The sequence below is a fragment of the Bradyrhizobium sp. SPXBL-04 genome (genome assembly GCF_051853035.1).
In the GTDB taxonomy this organism is placed as follows: Bacteria; Pseudomonadota; Alphaproteobacteria; order Rhizobiales; family Xanthobacteraceae; genus Bradyrhizobium; species Bradyrhizobium zhanjiangense.
In genome coordinates this window covers 6664960-6679274 of record NZ_CP182472.1, presented here as the reverse complement: position 1 = coordinate 6679274, position 14315 = coordinate 6664960, and the positions used below count along the sequence as shown (strand labels likewise).

At 64.8% G+C, this 14315-nt stretch carries 14 protein-coding genes; 11 read left to right on the top strand and 3 right to left on the bottom strand.

The window, feature by feature from the left end; translation table 11 throughout:
- The first annotated feature begins 2 nt into the window (after positions 1-2).
- The 7 genes from ACNJX8_RS32130 to ACNJX8_RS32100 all read left to right on the top strand — a co-directional run bounded on the left by ACNJX8_RS32130 (position 3) and on the right by ACNJX8_RS32100 (position 8213).
- Positions 3-602, top strand: a complete 600-nt coding sequence (locus tag ACNJX8_RS32130; RefSeq protein WP_028160320.1) for a TetR/AcrR family transcriptional regulator — start codon at positions 3-5, stop codon at positions 600-602.
- 181 nt (positions 603-783) lie between these two features.
- Entirely contained in the window at positions 784-1407 is a 624-nt protein-coding gene (locus ACNJX8_RS32125; protein WP_164939185.1) for a flavin reductase family protein, read from the top strand.
- Between the two features lie 313 nt (positions 1408-1720).
- Positions 1721-3988, top strand: a complete 2268-nt coding sequence (locus ACNJX8_RS32120; RefSeq protein WP_439358050.1) for an acyl-CoA dehydrogenase — start codon at positions 1721-1723, stop codon at positions 3986-3988.
- Positions 3988-5271, top strand: a complete 1284-nt coding sequence (locus ACNJX8_RS32115) for an acetyl-CoA C-acetyltransferase (RefSeq protein WP_128955386.1) — start codon at positions 3988-3990, stop codon at positions 5269-5271. Before ACNJX8_RS32120 ends, ACNJX8_RS32115 begins: the two co-directional genes overlap by 1 nt.
- A gap of 2 nt (positions 5272-5273) precedes the next feature.
- Positions 5274-7370: a 3-hydroxyacyl-CoA dehydrogenase NAD-binding domain-containing protein gene (locus ACNJX8_RS32110; protein ID WP_439358049.1), complete on the top strand. Its 2097-nt coding sequence runs from the start codon at positions 5274-5276 to the stop codon at positions 7368-7370.
- A gap of 7 nt (positions 7371-7377) precedes the next feature.
- Positions 7378-7788, top strand: coding sequence for an acyl-CoA thioesterase (locus tag ACNJX8_RS32105; protein ID WP_091898051.1), 411 nt, complete (start codon positions 7378-7380; stop codon positions 7786-7788).
- 233 nt (positions 7789-8021) lie between these two features.
- On the top strand, positions 8022-8213 hold the full coding sequence (locus ACNJX8_RS32100) for a hypothetical protein (RefSeq protein WP_091898053.1): 192 nt from the start codon (positions 8022-8024) through the stop codon (positions 8211-8213).
- 225 nt (positions 8214-8438) lie between these two features.
- Here ACNJX8_RS32100 and ACNJX8_RS32095 read toward each other — a convergent pair whose 3' ends face one another.
- Positions 8439-8891 (bottom strand): nuclear transport factor 2 family protein, encoded by a 453-nt coding sequence (locus ACNJX8_RS32095; protein ID WP_091898055.1) that lies wholly within the window; start codon positions 8889-8891, stop codon positions 8439-8441.
- Between the two features lie 153 nt (positions 8892-9044).
- On the opposite strand from ACNJX8_RS32095, the gene ACNJX8_RS32090 reads away from it, so the two are divergent.
- Positions 9045-9731, top strand: a complete 687-nt coding sequence (locus tag ACNJX8_RS32090) for an HAD family hydrolase (protein WP_249760209.1) — start codon at positions 9045-9047, stop codon at positions 9729-9731.
- 86 nt (positions 9732-9817) lie between these two features.
- Positions 9818-10666, top strand: a complete 849-nt coding sequence (locus ACNJX8_RS32085) for a DeoR/GlpR family DNA-binding transcription regulator (protein ID WP_091898058.1) — start codon at positions 9818-9820, stop codon at positions 10664-10666.
- A 4-nt stretch (positions 10667-10670) separates the two neighbouring features.
- On the opposite strand, the gene ACNJX8_RS32080 is transcribed toward ACNJX8_RS32085, so the two are convergent.
- On the bottom strand, positions 10671-11087 hold the full coding sequence (locus tag ACNJX8_RS32080) for a type II toxin-antitoxin system VapC family toxin (protein ID WP_439358048.1): 417 nt from the start codon (positions 11085-11087) through the stop codon (positions 10671-10673).
- Complete coding sequence (locus ACNJX8_RS32075) at positions 11087-11338, bottom strand: type II toxin-antitoxin system prevent-host-death family antitoxin (RefSeq protein WP_091898062.1); 252 nt, start codon at positions 11336-11338, stop codon at positions 11087-11089. Before ACNJX8_RS32075 ends, ACNJX8_RS32080 begins: the two co-directional genes overlap by 1 nt.
- Before the next feature lie 280 nt (positions 11339-11618).
- Between ACNJX8_RS32075 and glpD the strand changes: the two genes are divergently transcribed.
- Together glpD and ACNJX8_RS32065 are read left to right on the top strand one after the other, a co-directional pair.
- Positions 11619-13169: a glycerol-3-phosphate dehydrogenase gene (gene glpD / locus ACNJX8_RS32070; RefSeq protein ID WP_439358047.1), complete on the top strand. Its 1551-nt coding sequence runs from the start codon at positions 11619-11621 to the stop codon at positions 13167-13169.
- On the top strand, positions 13166-14305 hold the full coding sequence (locus ACNJX8_RS32065) for an ABC transporter ATP-binding protein (RefSeq protein WP_439358046.1): 1140 nt from the start codon (positions 13166-13168) through the stop codon (positions 14303-14305). Before glpD ends, ACNJX8_RS32065 begins: the two co-directional genes overlap by 4 nt.
- Positions 14306-14315 lie beyond the last annotated feature (10 nt).

Here is a 14315-nt window from a genome sequence, read left to right as displayed (position 1 = left end):
AGATGACACTGGTTGCGGAACATATCGAAGGCGACACCCGGGATCGTATCCTTGAGGTGGCCGAGCGGCTGTTCCGCCAGATCGGCTATCAGAAGACCACGGTCGGGGACATCGCCAAGGAGCTCAGGATGAGCCCCGCCAATGTCTATCGCTTCTTCGAATCGAAGAAGGCGATCCATCAGGCGGTGGCGCGGGGCTTGATGGGCGAGGTCGAGCTGGAGGCGCAGCGGATCGTGACCCGGCCCGGCCCGGTGCTCCCGCGCTTCCGCGAGCTGCTCACCACCATCCATCGAATGAACACCGAGCGCTATGTCGGTGACAACAAGCTGCACGAGATGGTCGCGATCGCGATGGAGGAGGACTGGGACGTCTGCGTCGCCCACATGGAGTGCATTGCGGGCGTGATCGGCCAGATGATCGCGCAAGGCGTTGCCTCCGGCGAGTTCGAGGCGCCCGACCTGCAGCTCGCCTCGCTCTGCGCCTGCACCGCGATGATACGCTTCTTCCACCCCCAGATGATCGCCCAGTGCGCCACCAAACCGGGCCCGACCATCGACCAGATGATCGATTTCGTCATCGCGGGTCTGTCGCCGCGCCACTGACGGGCGGAGCCGTTTCTTCCTATAAGCAGGCCGACCGCTCCGGGCTGACCGCCGCGTGGCGGCCCAGGACGGATCGTCAAACTCCGTCATTGCGAGCGTAGCGAAGCAATCCAGGCTGTCTCCGCGGACGGATCCTAGATTGCTTCGCTGCGCTCGCAATGACGAGCAGGGGAAAGCCAGCGTGACCGACAAAGAGCTTTATTTCTACGAGCCCTCCAAGGGGCACGGCCTCAAGCACGATCCCTTCAACGCCATTATTGCGCCGCGGCCGATCGGTTGGATCTCCTCGCGCGACGCCAGGGGCCACGTCAACCTCGCGCCCTACAGCTTCTTCAACGCCTTCTGTTACGTGCCGCCGATCATCGGCTTCTCCTCCACCAACTGGAAGGATACGGTCGAGAACATCCAGCAGACCGGCGAGTTCGTCTGGAATCTCGCCACGATGGATCTGGCGAAGCACATGAACGCGACCGCCGCGCATGTCGGCCCCGAGGTCGACGAATTCGAGGTCGCGGGCCTCACCGCCGTGCCCGGTCGGCTCGTCAACGTGCCTCGCGTGGCTGAGAGCCCCGTCGCCTTCGAATGCAAGGTCTCCGACATCGTCCGCCTCAAGGGCGCTGACGGCAAGGAGGCCGACGCCTGGCTGACGCTGGGCGAGGTCGTCGCCGTCCACATCGACAAGGCCATGATCAAGGACGGCATCTACCAGACCGCCGCCGCCCGCCCGATCGTCCGCGCCGGCCGCCGCGGCGATTATTTCGAGATCAAGCCGGAAAATATGTTCGAGATGGTCCGGCCGGATTAGGCAGGCGCCTCTCCCTATGCCGTCATTCCGGGGCGCGCCGCCAGGCGCGAACTCTGATGCGCAATTGCGCATCAGAGAATCCGTTCATCCACCGACGCTGCCGCACGATGGATTCCGGGTTCACGGTTCGCGCACCCCGGAATGACTCGGGGAGCCATTCAGCCCCATTCCCCCTCCTGGAACTGCCCTCACGCCCCGGCCGTTATGGTCGGGGGGGCCACCCGGCCGCGTCAATTTTGCAGGCGAAGTGTTCGCTTCCGCCAGCCCGTTTCCGCTAAAATGCCCGATACCGCGCCGATGCATGAGGTCCGCCATGAGCTTCCGCCGCGACACCCTGACAAAGCCGATCTTCACTCTCGCGCGCGGCGTGCTGCCGGCGATGTCCGATACCGAGCGCGAGGCGCTGGAGGCCGGTGACGTCTGGTGGGACGCCGATCTCTTCACCGGAAACCCTGATTGGTCGAAGCTGCTGAAGGTCCCGCAGGCGAGGTTGACCGCGGAGGAGCAGGCTTTCCTCAATGGCCCCGTCGACGAACTCTGCGCCATGCTCGACGAGTGGAAGATCTTCTGGGAATGGCGCGACCTGCCGCAGGACGTCTGGCACTTCGTCAAGCGCGAAAAGTTCTTCGGCATGATCATTCCGAAGGAGTTTGGCGGCCTCGGCTTCTCGCCCTATGCGCATTCCGAAGTCGTGCGGAAAATCTCGACGCGCTCGATCGCGGCCGCGGTCACGGTGATGGTGCCGAACTCGCTCGGCCCCGGCGAACTGCTGATGCGCTTCGGCACCAGGGAGCAGCAGCAGCGCTGGCTGCCGCGCCTCGCCGACGGCCGCGACATTCCCTGCTTCGGCCTCACCAGCCCCGAGGCCGGCTCCGATGCCGCCTCGATGGTCGACACCGGTATCATCTGCAAGGACGATTTCGAGGGCCGCGAAGTCCTCGGCCTCAGGCTCAACTGGCACAAGCGCTACATCACGCTCGGCCCCGTCGCGACGCTGCTCGGCCTCGCCTTCAAGGCCTATGATCCCGATCATCTCGTCGGCGATCAGGAAGAGCTCGGCATCACAGTGGCGCTGATCCCGACCAATCTGCCCGGCGTCGAGATCGGTCACCGTCATCTGCCGTCGATGCAGGTGTTCCAGAACGGCCCGAACCGGGGCCGCGACGTCTTCATTCCGCTCGACTATGTCATCGGCGGCGAGGCTCGGCTGGGGCAGGGCTGGAAGATGCTGATGACGGCGCTCGCCGCCGGTCGCGGCATCTCGCTGCCATCACTCTCGGCCGCCGGCGCTGCCTTTGCGGCGCGCACCACCGGCGCCTATGCCCGCATCCGCGAGCAGTTCGGCATCTCCATCTCCAAGTTTGAAGGCGTCGAGGAGCCACTCGCGCGCATCGTCGCGACCGCCTATCAGCTCGACGCGGCGCGGCGGCTGACCTGCGCGGCGCTGAATGCCGGCGTTCATCCTGCCGTCATCTCCGGCATCATGAAGCTGCATGCGACGGAACGGATGCGGGTCGCGATCGACGACGCCATGGACATCCACGGCGGCAAGGCCGTGATCGACGGTCCGCAAAACTATCTCGGCAATCTGCATCGCGCCGTGCCGGTCGGCATCACGGTGGAAGGTGCCAACATCCTGACTCGTAATCTGATCGTGTTCGGGCAGGGCGCTATCCGCGCCCATCCCCATCTGCTCGACGAGATGAACGCGCTCGCCGACACCGACCGCGAGCGCGGCCTCACCGCGTTCGACAAGGCGTTCTGGAAGCACGTCGGTCACAGCTTCCGGACCCTGTTCCGCGCGTTCGGCCGGAGCTGGACCTTTGGCGCCTTCGCGCCTGCGCCGGACGCGGGCGATGCCACGCCCTTCTATCGCCAGCTCTCGCGTTACTCCGCCGCCTTCGCGCTCTGCGCAGACATGGCGCTGCTGACGCTCGGCGGCGCGCTCAAGCGCAAGGAGATGCTGTCGGCGCGGTTCGGCGACATCCTGTCCGAGCTCTATCTACTCTCGGCGGTACTGAAACGCTGGCAGGACGAGGGCCAGCAGAAGGAGGATTTCGCTGCGCTGGAATGGTGCATGGCGACGGGCTTCCGGACCATCGAGAACCGGCTCGCCGAAATCCTCGCCAATCTGCCGAACCGCTTTGTCGCAATCCTCCTCAAGCTCGTGGTCCAGCCGTTCGGTGCTCGCGTGCTCGGCCCCTCCGACCGTGTCGTGCACCAATGCGCGAGCCTCGTGCTGGAACCCTCGGCGGCGCGCGAGCGTCTGACGCCGGATCTGGCCCAAGTCGATGACAACGGCGGCTTTGCCCGGCTGGAGCGCGCGTTCAAGCTGGCCGCCGGCACGGAGGCCATCGCCAAGCGCATGCGCGCGGCGCATTTCCGCGACTGGAAGGAAGCGGTCACCAAAGGCGTGATCACGCAAGCCGAGGGCGAGCAGCTTGCCGCGGCCCGCGACGCCGTCACCGAGGTGATTGAGGTCGACGATTTTGCGCCGGAGGCGCTGTCGCCGATTTACAAGAAATCCAACGACGTGCATCAATTCTTCCAGGAACTCGGTGAACAGAGGGCGGCGAGCTGATGGCACGACCGGTTTTCATCGTCGACGGCAGCCGGACGCCGTTTCTGAAGGCGCGTTCGGGACCCGGGCCGTTCACGCCGGTCGATCTTGCCGTGCAATGCGGCCGGCCGCTGCTGGCGCGCCAGCCGTTCGCCCCGACTGACTTCGACCAGGTCATCCTCGGCTGCGTCAACGTGATCGCGGACGAGATGAACCCGGCCCGTGTCGCCGCGCTGCGGCTCGGCATGGGCGAGGACATGGTCGCCTTCACCGTGCAGATCAATTGCGGCTCCGGGATGCAGTCGATCGACACCGCCTATCGCTACATCCGCGAAGGTCATGCCGACATGATCCTGGCCGGCGGCACCGAGGCGCTGAGCCACGCGCCGCTGGTCTGGCCGAATTCCGGCGTGCGCTGGTTTGCCGGCCTTGCCACCGCCAAGGGCGTGGCTGCGAAGCTCGGCGCGGCCTTCAAGCTGCGCCCGCGTTATCTCAAGCCGATCATCGGCCTCGAGCGCGGACTGACCGATCCCGTGACCGATCTGAATATGGGCCAGACCGCCGAGGTCGTCGGCCATCTCTTCGGCATCACCCGAGCGCAGTCCGATGCTTACGCCGCAGAGAGCCATCGCCGGCTCGCGCATGCGCAAGACGCGGGTTTTCTCAAGGGCGAGGTCGAGACCGCGTTTTCCCGCGACGGCAAGTTCTTCGACCATGACGACGGCGTGCGCAAGGACTCGACGGCCGAGACGCTGGCAAAGCTCCGGCCGGTGTTCGAGCGCCCCTGGGGACAGGTCACCGCCGGAAATTCCTCGCAGATCACCGATGGCGCCTCCTGGGTGATCCTGGCCTCCGACCAGGCGGTGGCCAAGCACAAGCTGACGCCGAAAGCCGTCATCGTCGACAGCCATTGGGCTGCGCTCGATCCCAGCATCATGGGCCTGGGTCCGGTGATGTCGGCGACGCCGCTGCTCCAGCGCAACGACCTCACCATCAAAGACGTCGAGACCTGGGAGCTGAACGAGGCTTTTGCGACGCAAGTGCTCGGCTGCCTCGCCGCGTGGAAGGACGATAAATTCTGCCGTGAGATTCTCGGCCTCGACGGCGCAGCCGGCGAGATCGACCACGAAAGACTGAATGTCGACGGCGGCGCGATCTCGCTCGGCCATCCCGTCGGCACCTCCGGCAACCGGATCGTGCTGCATCTCGTCAACGCGATGAAGCGGCTTGGCACGCGGCGCGGCGTTGCCACCGAATGCATCGGCGGCGGGCTCGGCGGCGCCATGCTGATCGAGGCGGTGTGACCATGGATTCCAAGATCATGACCGCGCTTGGCGACCGCGTGCTGGCGCTCGGGCCCAAGCCTGCGACTGACGGTCCCTACAAGCACTTCAAGCTGACACGCGATGCCGATGGTGTCGCCTGGCTGCTGTTCGACCGCGCCGAGACAAGCGCCAACACGCTGTCCTCGGATGTGATGGAGGAGTTCGACGCTGTGCTCGCGGCGATCGAGACCGAGCGTCCCGCCGGCCTCGTGATCCGCTCGGCCAAGCCGTCCGGTTTCATTGCGGGCGCCGACGTCAACGAATTCCGCGGCGCCAGCGATCCCGACATGGTGGAGACGCGCATCCGCGCCGCGCATGCGGTGGTCGACCATCTGGAAGCCCTGAGGCTGCCGACGGTGGCGGTCATCCACGGCTTCTGCCTTGGCGGCGGCCTCGAGGTTGCGCTCGCCTGCCAGGCTCGCATCGCCGTCGAGGGGGCGCGGTTCGGCTTCCCGGAGGTGATGCTGGGCTTGCATCCCGGCCTCGGCGGCACCGCGCGCTTCACCGCGCTGGTCAATCCGACGCAGTCGATGACCCTGATGCTGACCGGGCGTACCATCGATGCGCGCCGCGCCAGATCACTCGGCCTCGTCGACACCATCACGCAGGAGCGCCACGTCCACAACGCCGTGAAGGACGCGCTGTTCGGACGCCTGAAGCGGGCGCGGCCGGGCTTGCTGACGCGCGCGGCGGGTTTCGGCTTCGTGCGCGGGCTGCTCGCCAAGCGCATGCGCTCGGAGGCGGCGAAGGCGGCGTCCCGCGAGCACTATCCCGCGCCTTACGCGCTGATCGATCTCTGGGAGACCCATGGCGGCAGCAAGATCGCGATGCTGAGGGCCGAGCAGGCGTCATTTGCCAAGCTGATGGTGACGCCGACCGCACAGAACCTGATCCGCGTGTTCTTCCTGCGCGAGCAGATGAAGAAGGCGGCGGGCAGCGGCAATGCCGTCAAGCATGTCCATGTCATCGGCGCCGGCGCCATGGGCGGCGACATCGCGGCCTGGTGCGCGGGGCAGGGACTGCGCGTCTCGCTCGCCGACATGAAGGCGGAGCCGATCGCCGGCGCGGTGAAGCGCGCCAACGAGCTCTACGGCAAGATCATCCGCAAGCCGACCGACGTGCGCGACGCACTCGATCGCCTCATCCCTGACATGGACGGGGAAGGCGTGCGCAACGCCGATCTCATCATCGAGGCCGTGCCGGAAAAGTTAGAGCTGAAGCAGAAGGTCTATGCCGGCATCGAGCCGCGGATGAAGCTAGGGGCGATCCTTGCGACCAACACCTCGAGCATTCCGCTCCAGGATCTGCGGACGACGCTGGCGCGGCCGGAGCGGCTGGTCGGCCTGCACTTCTTCAATCCGGTGTCGCGGCTGCAACTGGTCGAGGTCGTCAGCCATGACGGCAATGACCCGCAAGTGCTGAAGGAGGCGCTCGCCTTCGTCGGTGCGATTGATCGCCTGCCGCTCGCCGTGAAGAGCTCGCCCGGCTTCCTCGTCAATCGCGCGCTGACGCCGTACATGCTGGAAGCGATGGTGATGCTGGACGAGAAAACCGATCAGCGGCTGATCGACGCCGCGGCCGAGCAGTTCGGCATGCCGATGGGACCGATCGAGCTGGCCGACCAGGTCGGGCTCGACATCTGTCTCGATGTCGGCGACATGCTGCGCACCAAGTTCGGCGATCTGTTGCCGCCGACGCCGGCCTGGCTGCGCGAGAAGGTCACCAAGGGCGAACTCGGCCGCAAGAGCGGCAAGGGTTTTTATGTTTGGAAGGACGGCAAGGCGGAGAAGGCACAGCTTCCGGAGACCGGTCCGCGCGTCACCGACCAGATGATCGATCGCCTGGTGCTGCCGATGTCCAATGTCTGCGTCGCGGCGCTGCGCGAAGGCATCGTCGACAATGCCGACGCGGTCGATGGTGCCATGATCTTCGGCACCGGTTATGCACCGTTCCGTGGCGGTCCGTTGAACTATGCGCGCACGCGTGGCGTAGAGAATGTCGTATCCACCTTGCGCGCACTGGCCGAGCGATTCGGCGAGCGCTTCGCGCCCGATCCGGGCTGGGACAATTTCAAGTGAGACAGGCATGAACGAACAAGCCATGACCGGGCCGAGCGGCGATCTCTGCATCCGCACGCTGGCGATGCCCGCCGACACCAACGCCAATGGTGACATCTTCGGCGGCTGGCTGCTCAGCCAGATGGATGTCGGCGGCGGTGTGTTCGCCTCGAAAGTCGCGAAGTCGCGCACGGTGACTGTCGCGATCGAAGCGATGAATTTTCGCAAGGCGGTCTATGTCGGCGATCTCGTGTCCGTCTACGCCAATCTCGTGCGCGTCGGCCGCACCTCGCTCACCGTGCATCTGGAAGCCTGGGCGCTGCGGCGCGGCGAGGAGCATCCGTTCCTCGTCACCGACGGCAACTTCACCTACGTCTCGATCGACGAGCACGGCCGCCCGCAGGCGGTTCGCGCGACCGACACGAGGATCGCGACGTAATCGCGCGCGACGCTCTGCCTCATCTCACGAAGATGTGCAGCACCGCCAAACGCGGCGCGACGAAGTCATCGCGTCGCGCCCTCGCCAAGAACCAGTCAAGAACCAGTCATAAAACGGATGAGGTCCCAGCGTACTCAATTGCGTGTCGATTCGGGGTGGAAACGGCCTCAAATGCCTGAGGAACCTTTGGGCAGGAGCACCGTTATTTGCCCGCACTGAGGAATCCACGGACCATGCCGGATAGCTACATCATCGAAGTCGACTCGCAGACCGCAGGTATCGTCGTTCGTTCTTCCGGAGGCTACTGCTTCTTCGCTTCATCCCACCGCTTCAACCGCCTCGAAGGTCAACTCTTCCGCAACGCCCGCGAAGCCGAGCGCGCCGCGCGCAAGCTGATTAACGGCGATGAAAAGGAGGCGGCGTAAGCGCCGCACTCGTCATTCTGGGGCGCGCGAAGGCGCGAGGTCGGAATTTTTTGCCGAGCACACAGCTGCCTTTCCTTCTCCCCTTGCGGGAGAAGGTGGCATAGGCCGACTTCAGCCGCCGTTCTTAAGAGAACGCCGAAGCAAAGCTTCGGCGTTCTTTGAAAACGGCGGCCGAATGCCGCCTATGCCGCTCTCTCCTGCAAAGGGGGAGGGTAATAACTGTCATCACAACTTCGTCGCAGCCCGCGAGAGCAGCTTCCAGTCGTCGCCCTGCTTCTGCCAGTTCATCAGGATATGAAGATTGGTCGACACTTTTTTCCCATCGGCTGCCATCTCCTGCTCGCCGAGCCAGTGGAAACGGACGATCGCCGCAGGGCCGACGACCTTGATGGTCGGGTCCTTGTATTCGATCGATAGGAATTTCGACTTGCCGTCGGTGGCGTTGGCGATGAAGGTCGCCTTGTCCTCGACCTTGCCGCTGGAATGGCTGTAGCTGAGATCGTCCCAGCACAGTGCGCCGAGCGCCTTCGGATCGGCCGCGATCTGGGCGAGACGGAAGGCCTCCACCTTCTTCGCCACGGCCTCTTCGTCTGCCGAGGCAGCAAACGCCGGTGTGGTGAGAGCGAGCGCGGAGACGGCGAGAGTCGAGAGAGCCAGATCGCGTCGGTTGATCGTCATCGTTTCCTCCTTTTTGATCTTGCGACGAGTGTTGCAGCCGCGCGCGACTTTGTCGAGTGTCGCATTGTCGTCATGTGGATGCTCATTGCGCGTGCGAGGCCGTATTGATACGTCTTTCGCATTGATGCGCTGCGCATGTGGGAAAGTACGGAAATGATCGAGGCCAAAAGACAAGCGATGGGCAGGGCGTTGTTGTTCGACATCGACGGCACGCTGGCCGATACGGATCCGCTTCATCGCGAGGCCTTTCACCGCGTGTTCGCCCCGCGCGGCCACGTCGTGGATGATGAGCGCTTTAAGCGCGAGCTTCAGGGCTTTTCCAATGTTTCGATCGGGGAGCGATTTCTGCCAGACGAATCGCCGGAACGGCGGCTCGCGATCCTCGGCGAGAAGGAGGCGATCTTTCGTGATCTGGTGGCCGGGCAGATCGCGCCGATACCGGGGCTGATGGCGCTGCTCGACCGTGCGGATGGCGCCGGCATCCCTATGGTCGCCGTGACCAACGCGCCGCGGCTCAACGCCGAGCTGCTGCTCTCGGGCCTCGGCATCACCGAGCGGTTCAAGGCAATCGTGATCGGCGACGAGCTGCCGCACGGCAAGCCGCATCCGCTGCCCTATCAGGAAGGGCTGCGTTTCGTCGGCGCCAGCGCGCCAGCCTCGATCGCATTCGAGGATTCACGCTCCGGCGTGCAATCGGCCGCGGCGGCCGGCATTCCCACCATCGGGCTGCGCACCACGCTCAGCCATGCTGACCTCGTTGCGGCCGGCGCGGTCGCTTCCGCCGGTGCGTTCGACGATCCGGAGCTGCTTGCGCACCTCGCAGCCGCGATGGCGTGGTGAAGATCCTTGTCCGTTAACCGTGATCACGCATTGACCGGACGCGTGAACCGCCGCACCATGCAGCTTCCTGATGTGAGGCCCTTGCCGTGACCGGACTGACCCATCGCCAAGCCGAAATCCTCAACATCGCGCGCGCCTCGGGCCGCGTCATGGTCGAGGAGCTCGCGCGCCGGTTCGAGGTTTCCGCGCAGACCATCCGGAAAGATCTCAACGATCTCTGCGAGCGGAGATCGCTGACCCGCATCCATGGCGGCGCCATCATCGCCTCGGGCGTCGAAAACCTCGCCTATGAGGCGCGCCGCTTCGTCGCCGCCGACGAGAAGAAGGCGATTGGCGCCGCCGCCGCCTCGCTGATCCCGAACGGCTGCTCGCTGTTCATCAACATCGGCACCACCACCGAGGAGGTCGCGAGCGCGCTGACCTCGCACGAGGATCTCCTCGTCATCACCAACAATCTCAACGTCGCCATGCTGCTCTACCGCCATCCCCGCATCGAGGTGGTCGTCGCCGGTGGCACGGTGCGGCGCGCCGACGGCGCGGTGGTCGGCTCGACCGCGACGCAGCTGATCGGCCAGTTCAAGGTCGACTATGCCATCATCGGTGCGTCCGCGATCGATGAAGAGGGCGCTTTGCTCGACTTCGACTATCGCGAGGTGCAGGTGGCGCAGGCCATCATCGCCAATGCCCGCAGCGTCATGCTGGTCGCCGATTCCACAAAGCTGCGCCGCAGCGCGCCGGTGCGCATCGCTCACATCACCCAGATCCAGACCTTCGTCACCGACCAGGAGCTGCCCGAGCGCCTCGCCACCATCTGCCACAGCAAGGGCATCGAGGTGGTCGAAGCGATGCCGAAGGAGGTGAGGGAGATCGATGAGGCCCAGGCCGATGCGCAGGACGCCGCGCCTGAAGCGGCGCCGGTGGTCAGGCTGCGATAGTGCCTTAGGCGTCGCCCCACGGGTTGAGCAGCGGAGCGCCGGTAGGTTCGAAATCCCCGACGTTGCGCGTAACGATCGTCAAGCCGTGAACAAACGCGGTTGCCGCAATAAGAGCGCCGCGTTCGGCCCGCGGGTTGGGAACGTGAAGTTGTGCGCAGCGCTGCGCCACGGCCGTGTCGATGGCCAGGATTCGGTCTTCAAAACGAGCCAGAATATGATTGTCGATCCAAGCGCGCAGAATGGCTCCTTGCGTGGTGTCTTTGCGCTCGATAAGGCGTGCGCCAAGTTCGATTTCGAGTATCGAGATGACGGATATGAAGAAGCTTGCCGCCGGAATTGAACTGGCCCAGGCGGCGACGTTGCGATGAGCTTTATCTGGTCGCCTCAGTTCGGAAATGACATTGGTGTCCAGCAGAAACATCAGTCGAGATCGGCCGGCTTGAAGATCCCACCGGCAATGCGCGGCGGATCGAAATCGAAGTCCGTTCCGGCCTGCGCCAAGGCTTCGGCAAGGCTCATGTGCCCGCCCGTTAGGCGCAAATAATCTTCGATCGTCAGCAGGACATGGGCCGGGCGGCCGCGGTCCGTAATAAAGACCGGTCCCCGCGAAGCCGCTTTTTTTGCGCCGCTGGTATCGTGATTGAACTCTCGGCTGGTGAGAGTGGTCACCATTGCTTGCACCTCCTGGCCGGCGCTTCGCCGGTACAAATCTTATGTAGGCATGTTACTACATTCAAGCCGTCAACGCATTTACTGGTAGCTCGATTCCCCGCGCCATTTCAGTGAGTCCTGCTTTGGGTCTCCGCTACGTTGCGGCTTGTCCCTCGCAACGCCCACAAAAAATGTTCCGCTTTCACTTCCTTTCGCCTCTCTTTCATCTTGCTTTCGTTTTGCGGTGTGATCTAATCAAAAACGAAAGTAGCCGCTCGATGGAACGGGCGGTCTTCGGGGGATGCGTCTGTTGGAGCGTATTTTCGACCTCGCCATCATCGGAGGCGGTGTGAACGGCTGCGGCATCGCGCGCGATGCGGTGGGCCGCGGCAACACGGTTTTCCTGTGCGAAATGAACGATCTGGCGAGCGGGACGTCGTCCTGGTCGACCAAGCTGGTGCATGGCGGCCTGCGCTATCTCGAATATTACGAGTTCCGCCTGGTCCGCGAGGCGCTGATCGAGCGCGAGATCCTCTGGGGCATCGCGCCCCACATCATCCGCCCCCTGAGGTTCGTCCTGCCGCATCACGCCGGCCTGCGCCCGGCCTGGCTGCTGCGCCTCGGCCTTTTCCTCTATGATCACATCGGCGGCCGCCACCTGTTGCCCGCTACGCGCACGATCGATCTCCGACGCGACGAGGTCGGTCGCCCGCTGATCCCGAACCGCTACTCCCGCGCATTCGAATATTCCGACTGCTTCGTCGATGACGCCCGCCTCGTCGTGCTGAACGCGCGCGATGCCGCCGACAAGGGCGCCGAGATCCGCACCCGCACCCGCGCCACCGAGATCCGCCAGTCCGACGGCATCTGGACCGTGAGCATGGTCGACACGCTGACTGGCGCGCGCTCGTCGATCCAGGCGCGCGCGCTGGTCAATGCCGGCGGTCCCTGGGTCGAGGACGTGCTCGGCCGCGGCGCCGGCGTCAACGCGAAGGCCAAGGTACGCCTGGTCCAGGGCTCGCACATCGTGGTCAAGAAGCTCTACGACCACGACCGCGCTTACATGTTCCAGAACGCCGACGGCCGCATCATCTTCGTGATCCCGTACCAGGACGATTTCACGCTGATCGGAACCACCGACCGCGACTATGACGGCGATCCTGCCAAGGTGAAGGCGACATCTGAGGAGATCCAGTATCTTTGTGCTGCCGCCAGCGAATATCTGGCCAAGCCGGTCACGCCAGAGGACGTGGTCTGGACCTATTCCGGGGTGCGCCCGCTCTATGACGACGGCGCCAGCGAAGCCAAGGCCGCAACCCGCGACTATGTGTTCGAGCTCGACACACCCGGCGGCGCGCCGCTGCTGTCGATCTATGGCGGCAAGATCACGACCTACCGCCGCCTCGCCGAAGAGGCCCTGGAACGGCTCGCGCCTTATCTTCGCAGCGCGAAAGCGCGCGAGGGCTGGACCGGCAAATGGCCGCTGCCCGGCGGCGACATGAACGTATCCGACATCGACGGCCTGATCGCCGAGCTCCAGCGCGGGTATCCCTTCCTCAGCCACGAGCATGCGCGGCGCCTCGCCCGCGCCTACGGCACAAGGGCGATCAAGCTGCTCGGCGATGCGAAATCGGCCGCCGATCTCGGCCAGGCCTTTGGTGCGACGCTGACCGAGCGCGAGGTCCGCTATCTCATGGCCAATGAATGGGCCGTCACCGCCGACGACATCGTCTGGCGCCGGTCCAAGCTCGGCCTGCGACTATCTGCCGACGAGATCGCGGCGCTTGACGACTGGATCAGGACCCACGCCGTGCCGCAAACTCCCCTGCTGGAAGCGGGAGGACGCTCATGACCGTGACACTCGATCACGTGACCCGGACTGTCGAGGGGATCCCGCACATCCGCGACGTCTCGCTGACGTTCGAGAGCGGAACCCTCAACGTGCTGCTCGGCCCGACGCTGTCAGGCAAGACCTCGATCATGCGGTTGCTCGCCGGCCTCGACAAGCCGACCACGGGCAAGGTGCTGGTCAATGGCAAGGACGTCACCGGCGCCGATGTGCGCCAGCGTTCGGTCGCGATGGTCTATCAGCAGTTCATCAATTACCCCTCGCTCACGGTCTATGAGAACATCGCCTCGCCCTTGCGCGTGCAGGGCAAGCCGCGCGACGAGATCGAGGCGCGTGTCGCGGAGGCTGCAAGACTGCTCCGCCTCGAGCCGTTCCTGAAGCGCACGCCGCTCCAGCTCTCCGGTGGCCAGCAGCAGCGTACCGCGATCGCGCGCGCGCTGGTCAAGGGCGCCGACCTCGTGCTGCTCGACGAGCCGCTCGCCAATCTCGACTACAAGCTGCGCGAGGAGCTGCGCGCCGAGCTGCCGCGCATCTTCGAGGCTTCCGGCGCGATCTTCGTCTATGCCACGACCGAGCCGACCGAAGCGCTGCTGCTCGGCGGCAATACGGTGTGCATGTGGGAGGGCCGGGCGCTTCAGATGGGCGAGACCGCCAACGTCTACCGCCGCCCGCAGACGCTGCGCGTCGCCCAGGTGTTTTCGGATCCGCCGCTGAATCTCGTCGGTCTCGAGAAGAAGAACGGCTCCGTGCAATATGCCGGCGGCACGACCTCACCGGCCAGGGGGCTCTATGCAGGCCTTGCCGACGGCGCCTATCGCGTCGGCTTCCGCGCGCATCAGCTCGCCCTTGCCAATGGCGAGGCCGACCGCCACGCCTTCCATGCCACGGTGACGGTGACCGAGATCACCGGTTCGGAGAGTTTCGTGCATCTGACCCGCGACGGATTGAATTGGGTGGCGGTGCTGCACGGCGTGCATGAGTTCGAGCCGGGCCAGACCATCGATGCCGTGCTCGATCCCAATGATGTCTTTGTCTTCGACGCGGCCGACCGGCTCGTCGCGGCTCCTGGCATAGCGTTTTCAAGCGAAGTGCGTAGCGGTTCGCGTGAAGAAAACGCGTCAAACAGAAAAAGCTCTTGAGGGAGGTGCG